Raw genomic sequence first — 13,822 nt, forward strand, 5'->3', positions numbered from 1 at the left:
GACTTGCATGTATTAGGCACGCCGCCAGCGTTCGTCCTGAGCCAGGATCAAACTCTCCATAAAAGAGAACTTAATGTAAGCTCATTTTGTTGCTGACTTAATTTTTGAACGTCCATCACAACCCGTTAAAGGATGCGACTTGGTTCGTGTTTACGTCACGCACACCCAACGGGGGTCGGGGCGGTGACGCTCTATCTTGACGTCTTGCATGTTCAGTTTTCAATGTTCATTTTATGCGCCGCTCGTTTTGGCAACTTTAATATGATACCAAATTACGAATCGTGATGTCAATCACTTTTTTGAAAAAGTTTTCTCGATGCATTTCGTAATTTAGCAACTTGATTACTATAGCACGGGATTTTGATAGAGACAAGCACTTTCACTCAACTTTTTTCAACAAAGTTTCCCGCATTCAACATTTAGTCGAATGCTTGCTACTGTTCACTAGATATTGTGCTTTCATCTGGATACTTATAAGAAGAAAAACAATTCACGCAACTTCTATCTCAAACAAAACAAAAGCCCTTGCCCCGATATTCCTTGAGGCAAGAGCTTTCTCATTTATTAAACTATTCTCTGTGGCGCATTAATGGGAAGAGAAGGACGTCACGAATCGATGGTGAGTTCGTTAATAACATCACTAAACGATCGATACCAATCCCTAGTCCACCTGTTGGAGGCATTCCGTATTCAAGCGCTTCGATGAAATCATCATCCATTTCATGCGCCTCGTCGTTTCCTGCTTCTTTTTCCACAAGCTGCGCTTCAAAACGCTCGCGTTGATCAATTGGATCATTCAATTCCGTGAAGGCATTCGCATGCTCACGACGAACGATGAACAATTCGAAACGATCTGTGAAGCGACCGTCTTCTGGATTCTTCTTCGCTAGAGGAGATACTTCTACCGGATGTCCGTAAATGAATGTTGGTTGCACAAGTAGCTCTTCAACTTTTTGCTCGAAGAATTCGTTCAGTACATGGCCTACTTCCATAGAAGGTTTTACATCTACACCATGCTCATTTGCCAAAGCATGCGCTTGTTCTTTGGTCATCTCTTGCCAGAAGTCTACACCTGTCACTTCTTTCACTGCATCTGCCATGTGCCAGCGTTTCCAGCCTGGTGCTAAATCGACTTGGTCATCGCCATATTGAACAGTCGTTGAACCAAGTACTTCTTGTGCGATATGGGCGATCAGGTTTTCTGTAAGGTTCATGATGTCTTGATAGTCTGCGTATGCTTCGTACAATTCAATCATTGTGAATTCTGGGTTGTGACGAGTCGAGACGCCCTCGTTACGGAAGACACGACCGATCTCATATACTTTTTCAAGACCACCGACAATCAGACGCTTCAAGTGAAGTTCGATTGCGATACGCATGTAGAGTTCCATATCTAATGCATTGTGGTGCGTAACGAACGGACGAGCCGCTGCTCCACCTGCGATGGAATGCATCATTGGTGTCTCTACTTCTAAGAAACCTTCGTTATCCAGGTAACGACGCATCGCTTGGATGATACGGCTACGTGTGATGAATGTGTTTTTGCTGCTGTCACTTGTCATCAGGTCTAGGTACCGTTGACGGTAACGCTGTTCAACATCTTTTAAGCCGTGGAACTTCTCCGGCATCGGACGAAGGGATTTCGTCAAAAACGTAAATTCCGTCGCTTTAATAGAAAGTTCTCCAACGTTTGTGCGGAACACTAAACCTTTCACACCGACGATGTCTCCAAGATCAGCTGTAAGGAATGTTGCGTACGCCTCGTCACCGATTGCGTCTTTACGAACGTAAATCTGGATTTGGCCACCCAGGTCTTGAATGTGCGCAAAGCCAGCTTTTCCTTTTCCACGCTTTGTCATGATGCGCCCTGCAGCGATGACTTCATGTGGTGTTTCGTCGAGTTGTTCTTTCGTGTATCCTTCAAACTCCTCTTTTATTTCATGACTCAGGTGACTGCGGTCAAAACGTGTTCCAAATGGATCCATGCCTTGCTCTTGCATTGTCGTCATCTTTTGACGTCTCACCTGTAATTGATCGTTTAATTCTTCCATGTTCGACATAGTGTCACTCCTTCGCTCTGTTCTACGCCAGATTGCAATAGTTCTATTGTACACAAATTCCGTTTAAACTTCATCTCGTTGAACTGAAGTCTGCGAATTCAGTTTATTACCATGAAAAAAACTACCACCTCTAGGTGATAGCTCTGTTTAGACATACGCGATTTCTTCTTGTGATGTCATCGCCTCTTCTGCAAATGCATTCAAGTACGCTTTCATCTCTGTTGCATCATCGAGTTGATTGATGACGGTGCGAGCGCGACCATTGCCGCGAATACCTTTCAAGTACCACGAGGCATGCTTGCGCATTTCTCGTACAGCTACTTTCTCACCTTTCAATTGTGCAAGACGTTCAAAGTGAAGTAAGCAAACATCAATCTTTTCACGAACAGAGGGCTCTGGTTTCAGTACACCTGACTCTAAGTACTCTACTGTACGGTAAATCATCCACGGGTCACCGAGAGCTGCGCGGCCAATCATCACACCATCTACACCTGTCTCATCGAGCATTCGCTTCGCATCTTGCGGGGTCTCCACGTCTCCATTTCCGATGACCGGGATAGAAACGGACTGCTTCACATCGCGAATGACGTTCCAGTCTGCATGACCTTCATACATCTGTTGACGTGTGCGTCCATGAACAGCAACTGCTGCGCCCCCTGCACGTTCGATTGCTTGCGCGTTTTCTACGGCAAGGATGTGGTCCTCGTCCCAACCGATACGCATCTTAACTGTTACGGGCTTGGATACCTTGTCGACAACAGCTGAGACCATCTCGTAAATCTTATTTGGGTCAAGTAACCAGCGGGCACCCGCTTCACACTTGATAATTTTATTGACCGGACATCCCATGTTGATATCGATGATGTCAGCGGTTGTATTTTGGTCGACATATTGAGCGGCTGCAACGAGCGTGTCTTTTTCGCCTCCAAAGATTTGGAGAGACAATGGATTTTCTCGCTCATCGATATACAGCATGCTCAGTGTCTTCTCATTCTTCTGGACAATTCCTTTGTCACTGATCATCTCAGCATATACGAGTCCTACGCCAAACTCTTTGACCGTCAAACGGAATGCCGAGTTTGAAATCCCCGCCATCGGGGCTAGTACAACGCGGTTGTCCATCTCGATGCCGCCGATCGAGAACGGCTTCGTTGGCTTATGTGTCACGTTGTTCACCTTCCTTACTACCTTTAAGTTCTTCTAATTCTATATCAAGGGCTTGGGCAATCTGTGTCCATTGTACTTCTGTCGGCTCATTGACACCTCGTTCAATCTTACCAAGCGTCGCTGGAGCCACTTGCAGGATTCTCGCCAATTCAATCTGGCTCATCCGTTTTAACTTTCGGTATGCACGAATGCGTCGTCCCCATCGAATGCTGTCCATAAGCGAATGCCTTCTTTCTCGGGATCGAATTCCGCTGCCAGTTGATGAAGTGCTGGGTCCGTAGAAATCGATGCCAGTGGGATTACTACAAAAGCACGTTCTGCCATGCGCGGATGCGGAATGACTAAATCATCCGACTCTATATTTTCATCATTATACAATAAAATGTCAAGGTCCACAGTCCGTGGCCCCCAGCGAATGATACGTTTACGCCCAAGTTCTTGTTCGATTCGTTGACATGCGGCGAGCAGTTCATGCGGAGACAGTGTCGTCTCAAGTTCGACTGCAATATTTAGAAAAGCAGCTTGGTCCGTATAGCCGACAGGATCTGTTTCATATATAGAAGAAACCGTCTTTACTGTGATTTCTGGGTCAAATTGCACCATTTGGACGGCGTCTTTTAAGAACTGTAGGCGGTCGCCCATGTTCGAGCCGATTGACAAGTACGCTTTCTTCATACCTCACCTCGTGTAATTTCAACAGCCACAGATGCGTAATGCCCAGCAATAGGAGGTGTTGGCTTCACAATCAACACCTTGCACCCCTTCACTTGCTCCGCGTATCCATCGAGAATCGCAGCTGCAATCTTTTCAGCGACCGACTCAATCAATTGATAGGGACGGCCTTCTACAATCTCCTTACACAACGCATACACTTCCGCATAATTAACAGTCGCAGCCAAATCATCCGTCTCGCCCGCTTGTCTTAAATCGACTGCCATCTCGACCGTGACACGAAACAACTGTCCAAGGACGGTCTCTTCCGGAAGCACGCCGTGATAGCCATAAAATTGCATATCATTTAAGTAGATTTTATCCATTAGGTTTCCTCCACATAGTGTGTTTTGCCAACGAGGACATCCATCATACGTGTTGTCCGTACCAATTCTTTTACATCATGCACACGCACCATGTGCACCCCTTTATCAATACCGAAGCTTACAGTCGCAGCTGTCCCTTCAACTCGCTCCTCTACAGGCAATTTTAAGACATTGCCAATCAGACTTTTACGTGAAGTTGCAAGTAACACGGGATACCCCATTGCCACAAGTTCCGGAAGGTATTGCATCATGAAAATGTTTTGAGTCGTGTTCTTCCCAAACCCGATGCCTGGATCTAACCAAATTTGTTCATCATGAACACCGTGGTCTTTCGCAATCTTCAGCGACTCTTCCAAGTCCGCTTTCGCATCTGACCAGAAGTCTTGGTAATTCGCCGACTCTCTATTGTGCATTAAAATCAATGGTGCTCCGTACTCCGCAGCTAGTTGCGCAATGCCCGGATCGCGTCGCACACCCCAAATATCATTTAAAATGTCGACTCCTGCATCTAGTGCCGCTTTTGCAACAGCAGATTTATATGTATCAATAGAAAGAAAGACTGGAATTTTGGCCTCACGAATGGCACGGATAACTGGAACGACCCGTTCGATTTCTTCTTCATCAGAAATCGGTGTGTAGCCAGGACGTGTCGATTCTCCGCCAATGTCTACAATTTTAGCTCCTTGTTCCACCATTTCACGCGTACGCGCAACAGCCTGTGCTACAGAGTTGTATTGCCCCCCGTCTGAAAAGGAGTCCGGTGTGACGTTTAAAATCCCCATAACAATCGTCTCTTTTGAGAAATCGAGCGTTACACCGTGCGCCGTCCAATTCTTTGTCATGCTAGTTCGTCCCCTTTCGGTAGTGCATCCACATAAGCTGCATGTACATTTCGATAGATTTCGCCATTATTTCCCGGGAAATGATAGGTTTCGAGCTTTCGAATCGGTACAATTTCCTGTACCGCATTCACCACCCAAAGTTCATCTGCTTGTTCGACTTGTTCACGTGAATAATGCCCTTCTTTGACTGGAATTCCAGTTGTGTGCGTGTAGTCAATCAACCACTGGCGCGTAATGCTATTGAGAATTCCTGTATCCAGGGAAGGTGTATAGAGCATCCCGTTTTGTACCCAGAAAATAGAAGAAGTGATACCTTCAGCTACAATTCCGGAAGCTGTACACATAAAGCCTTCCTGCTCGGCAAGCGAAGGCAGTTCGAAACGCGCGAGCACATTGTTTCCGTAATGATGCGACTTCACTCGTGTCGGCCCTTCCGGTGAGTTGCGCGGTGTTGCAATCCAACTCGCTGTCTTTTCTGTACCACGCACGGTCGGCGGAAGCGCTTTGCGCATGACTAGTACTGTCGGATTCGGATAATGGTCAGGTTGCAATCCGATATCATGCACACCAGCTGAGACATTTAACCGAAAATACCCGTCTTCATCACCATTTCGTCGCGTCAGTCCCTGCACAACCTGAAGCAATTCTTGTTTCGTGTACGTAAGCTCGATTCGAAAAGCAGAAAGCGTCTTCTCGAGACGCTCCCAGTGCTGCTCCCAAAGGAACACTTCTCCATTGTATGTGCGAAATGTTTCAAAAAAACCGAGTCCGTATAAATACCCGTGATCATAGGGAGAAATCGTGACTTGTTCTTTTGTGAGAAATTCACCGTTTTTCCAGCAGTCCATCAGACCGACACTTCCTTCGGTTCACAATACGTTTCAATAAAGTTGCGGATGAGCTTCTTCCCTTGCTCGGTCATAATCGACTCGGGGTGATATTGCACACCTTCCACCGCAAATTCCCTGTGACGCAGCCCCATAATCTCGCCCTCTTCTGTCCAAGACGTGATTTCGAGACACTCTGGTAACGAGTCTTTTTCGACAAGCAACGAATGATAGCGCGTTGCTTGAAATGGGTTCGGCATCCCTTCATTCACACCTTTACCGTCGTGGAAAACAGGTGATGTCTTACCATGCATCAGACGTTCCGCGCGGATGACCTTCCCGCCGAACGCTTGCCCAATAGATTGGTGACCAAGACACACGCCAAGTACCGGGATTTTGCCAGCAAAGTGCGTGATGACATCTAGACTGATGCCAGCCTCATTTGGTGTGCACGGTCCAGGCGAAACAACAATCATATCCGGTTGCAACGTTTCGATTTCGTCGAGCGTGATTTCGTCATTGCGAACAACGCGAATCTCGCGTCCCATCTCGCCCATGTACTGAACGAGATTGTACGTGAATGAATCGTAATTATCAATCATCAAAATCATGCCTGTTTCGTCCCTTCCGCCATGGCTTTTGCTTGCCACAATGCTTTTGCTTTGTTTAAGGATTCAATATACTCTGCCGCAGGAATGGAGTCGATCACAATTCCCGCGCCCGCTTGGATATGCGCCATACCGTCTTTGACAAAAGCCGTTCGGATGACGATGTTGAACTCAAGGTCGCCCGTATAGCCAAACCACCCGATAGACCCTGTATATAGACCGCGGCGAACAGGCTCAAGTTCTTCAATGATTTCCATCGTACGAATCTTCGGCGCTCCCGTAATCGTACCCCCTGGGAACATGGCTTGAACGATTGCAGCACTCGTCACTTCTTGACCAAGTTCTCCTTTGACGTTTGAAACGATATGCATCACGTGTGAGTACCGCTCGATCACCATGAACTCATCTACTTCCACTGTTCCATACCGTGACACTTTCCCCAGATCATTACGCTCCAAGTCAACGAGCATGACGTGTTCCGCTCGCTCTTTTTCGTTGTCAATCAACTCTTTCGCGAGCGCGATATCTTCTGCTTCATCTTTACCTCGTGGGCGTGTGCCTGCAATTGGACGCGTAGAAAGCTCCATTCCTTTTTTCTTCACAAGAAGTTCTGGCGAGCCAGAAACCACTGCAAACTCGTCCGCTTGAATGTATGCCATATAAGGAGATGGGTTGAATGTGCGCAGCGCTTCATACATCACAGCCGGCTCGACACCAAGCTCTTTCGACTGACGCACAGATAAATTGACTTGGAATACATCTCCTTGCGCAATGTACTCTTGAATACGACGAACAGCCGCTTCAAATTGAGGACCACTCATTGAGACATGCAACGTGCTGTCGTCTTGAACAACTTCGCGAGCAGCTCCCGCTTCAAATAGACGCGTAGCGATTCCTTGTTGAATGGCTGCTTTCCATTCATCTGCCCAAGTTGCTAAGTCGACCTCTGCATTCGGTAACTTCATCAACACTACTTGCTCATGTGCGATATCATAGACCGCCCAATGATCAAATAAATAAAAGAAGTTCATCGGAATTCCCAAGTCGTCTTCTGTAGACTCTGGTAATACTTCGATGACACGTGCATAATCGTAGGTCACAAAGCCAAGTGCGCCCCCTTGAAAATCGGGAAGCTCTGGATTGTAAGAAATAGCGTAACGGTTGACGAGCTGCTCAATTAGCGTAAGCGATTCCCCTTGCTGCGCTTCGATACGCCCGTCCGACCATTCAATATGTATGCCATCTTCGGTAGAGTGCACAGTTGCGAATGGGTGGAAAGCCGCGGTGCTCAAGTTACCACCGCGCGCACTTTCCAGTAACGCATGGCGGCTCGCTTTTTTTGCGAGTTCTTGGTAGCCATAATAAAATTCATCTTTGGATGCTGAGAATGTGATAGTTTCGGTTGTTTGGATCACTGAGGTTACTCCTTTTTTCACCAGAATGTGCTTTAAGTGTACCTGTATTTGAGACGTTAGAAAAGAAAAAAGACCGCCCCTTCGGACGGTCTAGTAACTAGAGAATTAATTGTTTTCGAAGTTGTAAAGAGGTGTGCTCAAATAGCGCTCTCCGTTTGATGGAATGATGGCAAGGACCTTCTTGCCTTTTCCAAGTTTCTTGGCAAGTTCAAGTGCCGCATAGACAGCCGCACCGGATGAAACTCCACCAAGAATCCCTTCCGCTTTTGCAACTTCACGCGCTGTCGCATAGGCATCTTCATTCGATACTTGGATGACACTGTCATAAATCTCAGTATCCAATACGTTTGGAACAAAACCTGCACCAATTCCTTGGATTTTATGAGGACCTGGTGATCCACCCGATAAGACCGGGGAATCCTTTGGCTCGACAGCGGCGATGTGAATGCCCGGGAAGCTCTCTTTTAAGACGCCACCCGCTCCTGTGATTGTTCCACCAGTACCAATCCCTGCAACAAAACCATCGAGTGTATCGAAGGCTTTAACGATTTCAGGGCCTGTTGTTAAGCGGTGCACTTCAGGGTTTGCTTCATTATTGAACTGCTGCGGCATAAAGTAGCCTTCTGTAGCGGCTAGTTCTTCTGCTTTCGCAATAGCCCCTTTCATCCCATCAGCGCCTGGTGTCAACACAAGTTCAGCACCATACGCACGCAACAGGTTGCGACGTTCCATACTCATTGTATCTGGCATGACAAGTACAGAATTGTAGCCTTTTGCAGCAGCTACCATCGCAAGTCCGATCCCTGTGTTTCCACTTGTAGGTTCCACAAGCGTAGCACCTGGTTGTAAGTCGCCTGATTTTTCGGCAGCTTCAATCATTGCAAGGGCAATACGATCTTTGACACTGCTCCCTGGATTAAAATACTCCAATTTCACGTAGACTTCTGCATCATTTTCATTTGTGACACGATTCAATTTCACAATAGGGGTATGCCCTACTAGTTCTGTAATGGATTGTGCTGTTCTCGCCATACGCTCACTCCTAATTCCTAGTTTTTTGATAGGTTTTATTTAGCTTACCAATACTCTAAATTGTCTGTCAACTAGTTCCTATTACCATCATATACCCAGCTTGCATCAAATTCTTCCCAAAAAGCACGTGGTGTCACGGATTGTGGAAGTTGTTCAAGCGCCAGCTCTCGTTGAATATGATTTTTTACTTGTTCAAATGTAAAACTGTTGCCAGGAGATACACTCTGCACCTGAACAATTGCAAAGCTTCCATCCGTAAGTGGCAGGGGTTGACTCAGTTCCATCGGCTCAAGTTCTCCCGCTGCACGTACGAGATTTGGGTCGAGCGCTGTTGTATTCGCACTGATAAAGCCAAGGGAGCCACCAAGAGACGCTGTGCTTGCATCTGTCGAGCGCTCACGTGCCAACCCTTCAAAAGACGATCCATTTTCAAGTTCTTGTCGAACAGAGTCACCCTCTTCTTGTGAAGGTACAAAGATGGCTTTGACATCATAGGAAGTTGGTATTTCATATAGTGTCTTATTTTGCTCATAATAGGCCTCAAGTGCCGAGTCTTCCACTACGACATCTTTTGCAAGCACTTTTTCCAAGATGATCCGTGCACGAATTTTCTTGGTCATCTGCTCTTCATTCAACCCTAAAAAGGTTTGGTCTGTAGCTTCTGTTGCGCTGCGGTAAAGAGCGAGCTCAAGCTCAATTTCTTCATCCGTGACCTCAATCGCATGTTTCTCCGCTGCCGCTTCCATTACTTTTTCATTCACCAAGGCTTCTAATGACTCACGACCGACTCGCGATTCCATCTCAGCCACCCATTCCTCATGGCGAATCGCTTCTCCTTCTACTTCTGCAACAGTTTCCGTGTTGCCGGTATCGTTTGGAATCAGCCAAGCAATAAACCACAGTAAGTTTCCAAGTAGTAGGATTCCCATGACAAGAAGGGCTGGTTTTGTTTTTAATCGTTTTGATTTACGTGGTTCAGTTTGGACGTTTTGCCTCATCAATCATTGTCTCCAGTTCATCTACGTTATAGTGATACTGTTCCATACAGAAATGACATTGCGCTTCAGCACCGCCATCTTCTTCAATCATAGCACGAATTTCGTCTGGTCCGAGAGAAATAATCGCTGCACCAAAGCGGTCTTTCGAACAGTTACAGCTAAAGGATACTGGTTGGCTATTCAAAATCGTGACATTGTCTTCTCCTAAAATTTCTTGTAACAGTTCTTCTGGAGTCAAACCACGTTCAATCAGCTTAGAAACAGGCTCCATACGCACCAAGTGGTTTTCAATTTCTGTAATCGTCTCATCTTCTGTGCCAGGCATTAATTGGATGATGAATCCACCTGCTGCAAGGATTGAGTTGTCTGGTTTTACAAGAACACCGAGCCCTACAGAAGATGGCACTTGCTCAGACGTTGCGTAGTAATACGTGAAGTCTTCTGCGATCTCTCCCGATACGATAGGCACCTGGCCACTAAAGAAGTCACGCATGCCAAGGTCTTTCACAACTGTTAGCGCACCTTCTGTCCCAACTACGCGACGCACATCAAGCTTGCCCTGCTCGTTTAAATCAAAATGCACATGTGGATTGGTAATGTATCCACGTGCTTCTCCGTGCGCATTGGCATCAATAATGATCGGTCCTGCGGGGCCATTGCCTTCCACTTTGACCGTCAATTTGTCGTCTCCTTTTAACATCGCACCCATCATAACAGCGGCTGTCATCGAACGACCAAGTGCCGCTGAAGGAATCGGCCATGTGTCGTGGCGACGTTGTGCTTCTCCTACCATGTCTGTTGTCCGTGCTGCAAATGCACGTACTTGTCCATCAAACGCTAAAGCGCGTACTAAATAATCACTCATTGTTTATTCCTACTTTCTCATTTCGTTTATAAAGTAAATACAAGCCTTTTAAAGTTAAAAAGGGGTCTATCTGGTCAATGACTTTAGTTTCTGCAGCAATCAGCGGCGCTAAACCACCCGTTGCAATGACTTTTGCGTTTTTCGTACCCGCTTGCTTCATGCGGTTGACGATTCCCTCGACTTGGCCAACATAGCCGTAGACGATTCCTGCCTGCATCGCAGAAACCGTATTTTTGCCAACGATATGACCAGGCGTCGTCAACTCAATCCGCGGTAATTTACTCGCACGTGAGAACAACGCTTCTGTCGAAATCCCGATGCCCGGTGCAATTGCACCACCCATGTAATCTCCGCGTTCATTGATATAGCAATAGGTCGTTGCCGTACCAAAATCTACGATGATGAGGGGGGCTCCGTAATAGTGTATGCCAGCCACTGCGTTGACAATGCGGTCTGCACCCACTTCTCGAGGGTTTTCATATTTGATGTTGAGGCCCGTCTTGACACCCGGTCCTACAACAAGAGGTTTTTGTTTAAAGTATTTGGTGCACATGGCTTCTAGCGAAAACATGATCGGCGGTACGACAGACGATAAGATGATGCCATCGATATCTTCGAATGCAAGACCTACGTGTTGAAACAAGGCCTTCACCTGCATCGCATATTCATCTTCCGTTTTCATGCGATCCGTCTCCATTCGCCAGTGGTGTTGCAACTGGTCGTTATGATAGACGCCTAGCACAATGTTAGTATTTCCGATATCCATTACGAGTATCATACATGTCCCTCATTTCACCTTGAATCATACCACAGCCAATTAAGAGAAAGAAAAGCGTAAGCACCAGAGCGGCACTTACGCTTTCTATTATTTACGGTCTTCTTGAATTGGATTGTCAGGACCTGCATCTTGAGAAGATGTTTCAGATGGTAAGTCACCCGTCGTCGGATCAGACGGTGCGCCTGTTGCATCTGTCGTTTCTTCTTCAACTGCTGGCTCTTCAAACTTACGTTCAGGAAGTGTGCCGTGCTCTTTCAAGTGAATGATTTGCCCTGCATCTAGTGTTTCCACTTCAAGCAATGTTTCAGCAATCAAGTTTAGAAGATCACGTTTTTCCGTTAGAATTTCTTTTGTGCGCGCATATTGCTCTTTGATCATACGCTGCATCTCTTGGTCGATTTCATAGGCAATCGCATCGGAGTAGTTTTGCTCCGAATTGAAGTCACGTCCTAAGAAGACGTTGCCTCCTTGCGATTGACCGAATTGCATCGGTCCAAGCTTGTCACTCATTCCGTATTCTGTAACCATGCTGCGGACAATGCCCGTCACACGTTGGAAGTCATTATGTGCACCTGTCGAGACTTCGCCAAACACGATGTCCTCTGCTACACGACCGCCAAGAAGTCCGGAAACTTTATCAAGAAGTTCAGGTTTTGTCATGAAGTAACGATCTTCTTTCGGAAGCATTACTGCGTATCCGCCGGCTTGTCCACGAGGGACAATCGTCACTTTATGCACTGTCTCTGCGTTATCAAGCGATAAGCCGATAACTACGTGACCAGCTTCGTGGAATGCCACGATTTTGCGCTCTTTTTCAGAGATAACTTTTGTTGATTTCGCAGGACCTGCGATAACACGGTCTGTTGCTTCATCAATGTCATGCATATCAATCTTACGTTTGTTACGGCGTGCTGCAACTAGTGCTGCTTCATTTAACAAGTTCTCAAGGTCTGCACCTGAGAAGCCTGGTGTACGCTGTGCGATTGCTTTTAAATCTACGCCTTCTGCTAAAGGTTTGTTACGCGCATGTACTTTAAGTACCGCTGCACGACCTTTTAAATCCGGGCGACCAACCGTAATTTGACGGTCAAAACGTCCAGGACGAAGAAGAGCTGGGTCAAGAATATCTGGGCGGTTCGTTGCGGCAACGATGATAATTCCTTCGTTCGCTCCGAAACCATCCATCTCAACTAATAATTGGTTCAATGTTTGTTCACGCTCATCGTGACCGCCACCTAAGCCGGCGCCACGTTGACGACCTACTGCATCAATCTCATCAATAAAGATGATACACGGTGCGTTTTTCTTCGCGTTTTCGAATAAATCACGTACGCGGGATGCCCCGACCCCTACGAACATCTCAACGAAATCCGAACCGGAAATCGAGAAGAATGGTACGCCAGCTTCCCCGGCTACAGCACGAGCAAGTAACGTTTTCCCTGTTCCTGGAGGACCAACTAGTAAGATCCCTTTTGGAATACGTGCACCAAGTTCTGCGAATTTACTTGGATCTTTTAAGAAGTCAACGACCTCTACAAGTTCCGCCTTTTCTTCGTCAGCACCTGCAACGTCTTCGAATTTTGCTTTTTTCTTATCATCGTACAATTTCGCTTTGCTCTTCCCGAAGTTCATCACACGGTTTCCGCCACCTTGTGATTGGCTTAATAGGAAGAAGAACAAGATGATGATGATTAGGAATGGTAGAAGTCCCGTTAAGAACTGTACCCATCCACTTGTTTGTGGAGCTTCTTCAGTATCCCATTCTGTTCCATTCGCATCAGCAATCTCATAGATGTCTTGCTCTGAGAACTGACCGTTGTATGGAATGCGGGCATTAAAAGTCTCGCCTTCTTTTGCACCGACTTTTTCACCTGTGATTACATACACGTTGTTCATAGGTTGTAATGTAAACGTTTCAATTTCACCATTTTCCATGGCCGTAATAAACTGATCTGTTGTCAGATCTTCTGTTGGCGCTCCGCTTTGATTAAACGTAGCAAATATCCCAACGATCACAAAAAAAATCAATAAATATAATATCGCGTAGCGCAGTGCTCGATTCATTCCTAGCCTCCTCACGGACTTAGTCAAAAAATCACATCTCAAAACGGTCGAGATGAGGTGTTTTTAGGTGATGAAAGAAAGTTTTTCCACTTTCTTGTCGTTCAAAAAACTATAGAATATCTTATCATA

At 46.3% G+C, this 13,822-nt stretch carries 14 protein-coding genes and 1 rRNA gene; all 15 read right to left on the reverse strand.

Annotation, left to right across the window (positions count from 1 at the left end):
* Positions 1–63: ribosomal RNA gene (locus JOD03_RS10800) — 16S ribosomal RNA — on the reverse strand; the annotation flags it as partial.
* A gap of 506 nt (positions 64–569) precedes the next feature.
* Positions 570–2,060, reverse strand: coding sequence for a lysine--tRNA ligase (gene lysS / locus JOD03_RS10805; protein WP_204591015.1), 1,491 nt, complete (start codon positions 2,058–2,060; stop codon positions 570–572).
* Positions 2,061–2,207: 147 nt separating this feature from the next.
* Complete coding sequence (dusB, locus tag JOD03_RS10810) at positions 2,208–3,182, reverse strand: tRNA dihydrouridine synthase DusB (protein WP_204591123.1); 975 nt, start codon at positions 3,180–3,182, stop codon at positions 2,208–2,210.
* Between the two features lie 34 nt (positions 3,183–3,216).
* Positions 3,217–3,444, reverse strand: a complete 228-nt coding sequence (locus JOD03_RS10815) for a helix-turn-helix domain-containing protein (protein ID WP_204591016.1) — start codon at positions 3,442–3,444, stop codon at positions 3,217–3,219.
* A complete protein-coding gene (folK, locus tag JOD03_RS10820) occupies positions 3,396–3,902 on the reverse strand; it encodes a 2-amino-4-hydroxy-6-hydroxymethyldihydropteridine diphosphokinase (protein WP_204591017.1) in 507 nt (168 codons plus the stop codon). Before folK ends, JOD03_RS10815 begins: the two co-directional genes overlap by 49 nt.
* Entirely contained in the window at positions 3,899–4,264 is a 366-nt protein-coding gene (folB, locus tag JOD03_RS10825; protein ID WP_204591018.1) for a dihydroneopterin aldolase, read from the reverse strand. Before folB ends, folK begins: the two co-directional genes overlap by 4 nt.
* Positions 4,264–5,106, reverse strand: coding sequence for a dihydropteroate synthase (gene folP / locus JOD03_RS10830; RefSeq protein WP_204591019.1), 843 nt, complete (start codon positions 5,104–5,106; stop codon positions 4,264–4,266). Before folP ends, folB begins: the two co-directional genes overlap by 1 nt.
* On the reverse strand, positions 5,103–5,954 hold the full coding sequence (gene pabC / locus JOD03_RS10835) for an aminodeoxychorismate lyase (protein WP_204591021.1): 852 nt from the start codon (positions 5,952–5,954) through the stop codon (positions 5,103–5,105). Before pabC ends, folP begins: the two co-directional genes overlap by 4 nt.
* On the reverse strand, positions 5,954–6,544 hold the full coding sequence (gene pabA / locus JOD03_RS10840; protein WP_204591023.1) for an aminodeoxychorismate/anthranilate synthase component II: 591 nt from the start codon (positions 6,542–6,544) through the stop codon (positions 5,954–5,956). The genes pabC and pabA overlap by 1 nt, the downstream gene beginning before the upstream one ends.
* On the reverse strand, positions 6,541–7,953 hold the full coding sequence (locus tag JOD03_RS10845) for a chorismate-binding protein (protein ID WP_204591125.1): 1,413 nt from the start codon (positions 7,951–7,953) through the stop codon (positions 6,541–6,543). Before JOD03_RS10845 ends, pabA begins: the two co-directional genes overlap by 4 nt.
* A 108-nt stretch (positions 7,954–8,061) precedes the next feature.
* The gene (gene cysK, locus JOD03_RS10850) at positions 8,062–8,988 is read right to left on the reverse strand and encodes a cysteine synthase A (protein ID WP_204591025.1); all 927 of its coding nucleotides are present in this window, start codon (positions 8,986–8,988) and stop codon (positions 8,062–8,064) included.
* Positions 8,989–9,059: 71 nt separating this feature from the next.
* On the reverse strand, positions 9,060–9,986 hold the full coding sequence (locus JOD03_RS10855) for a peptidyl-prolyl cis-trans isomerase (RefSeq protein ID WP_204591027.1): 927 nt from the start codon (positions 9,984–9,986) through the stop codon (positions 9,060–9,062).
* Entirely contained in the window at positions 9,964–10,851 is an 888-nt protein-coding gene (gene hslO / locus JOD03_RS10860; protein ID WP_204591029.1) for an Hsp33 family molecular chaperone HslO, read from the reverse strand. The genes JOD03_RS10855 and hslO overlap by 23 nt, the downstream gene beginning before the upstream one ends.
* Positions 10,844–11,629 carry a type III pantothenate kinase gene (locus JOD03_RS10865; RefSeq protein ID WP_204591031.1) on the reverse strand — a complete coding sequence of 262 codons (786 nt, stop codon included), beginning with the start codon at positions 11,627–11,629 and terminating at the stop codon, positions 10,844–10,846. The genes hslO and JOD03_RS10865 overlap by 8 nt, the downstream gene beginning before the upstream one ends.
* Before the next feature lie 87 nt (positions 11,630–11,716).
* Positions 11,717–13,693 (reverse strand): ATP-dependent zinc metalloprotease FtsH, encoded by a 1,977-nt coding sequence (gene ftsH, locus JOD03_RS10870; RefSeq protein WP_204591033.1) that lies wholly within the window; start codon positions 13,691–13,693, stop codon positions 11,717–11,719.
* Positions 13,694–13,822 lie beyond the last annotated feature (129 nt).

The sequence above is a fragment of the Chryseomicrobium aureum genome, assembly GCF_016909155.1.
GTDB lineage: Bacteria > Bacillota > Bacilli > Bacillales_A > Planococcaceae > Chryseomicrobium > Chryseomicrobium aureum.

Excerpts from the sequence above, each read along its gene's own strand:
- lysS (WP_204591015.1), bottom strand. The coding sequence starts at position 2,060 with ATGTCGAACATGGAAGAATTAAACGATCAATTACAGGTGAGACGTCAA.
- dusB (WP_204591123.1), bottom strand. The coding sequence starts at position 3,182 with ATGGACAACCGCGTTGTACTAGCCCCGATGGCGGGGATTTCAAACTCG.
- JOD03_RS10815 (WP_204591016.1), bottom strand. The coding sequence starts at position 3,444 with ATGGACAGCATTCGATGGGGACGACGCATTCGTGCATACCGAAAGTTA.
- folK (WP_204591017.1), bottom strand. The coding sequence starts at position 3,902 with ATGAAGAAAGCGTACTTGTCAATCGGCTCGAACATGGGCGACCGCCTA.
- folB (WP_204591018.1), bottom strand. The coding sequence starts at position 4,264 with ATGGATAAAATCTACTTAAATGATATGCAATTTTATGGCTATCACGGC.
- folP (WP_204591019.1), bottom strand. The coding sequence starts at position 5,106 with ATGACAAAGAATTGGACGGCGCACGGTGTAACGCTCGATTTCTCAAAA.
- pabC (WP_204591021.1), bottom strand. The coding sequence starts at position 5,954 with ATGGACTGCTGGAAAAACGGTGAATTTCTCACAAAAGAACAAGTCACG.
- pabA (WP_204591023.1), bottom strand. The coding sequence starts at position 6,544 with ATGATTTTGATGATTGATAATTACGATTCATTCACGTACAATCTCGTT.
- cysK (WP_204591025.1), bottom strand. The coding sequence starts at position 8,988 with ATGGCGAGAACAGCACAATCCATTACAGAACTAGTAGGGCATACCCCT.
- JOD03_RS10855 (WP_204591027.1), bottom strand. The coding sequence starts at position 9,986 with ATGAGGCAAAACGTCCAAACTGAACCACGTAAATCAAAACGATTAAAA.
- hslO (WP_204591029.1), bottom strand. The coding sequence starts at position 10,851 with ATGAGTGATTATTTAGTACGCGCTTTAGCGTTTGATGGACAAGTACGT.
- JOD03_RS10865 (WP_204591031.1), bottom strand. The coding sequence starts at position 11,629 with ATGATACTCGTAATGGATATCGGAAATACTAACATTGTGCTAGGCGTC.
- ftsH (WP_204591033.1), bottom strand. The coding sequence starts at position 13,693 with ATGAATCGAGCACTGCGCTACGCGATATTATATTTATTGATTTTTTTT.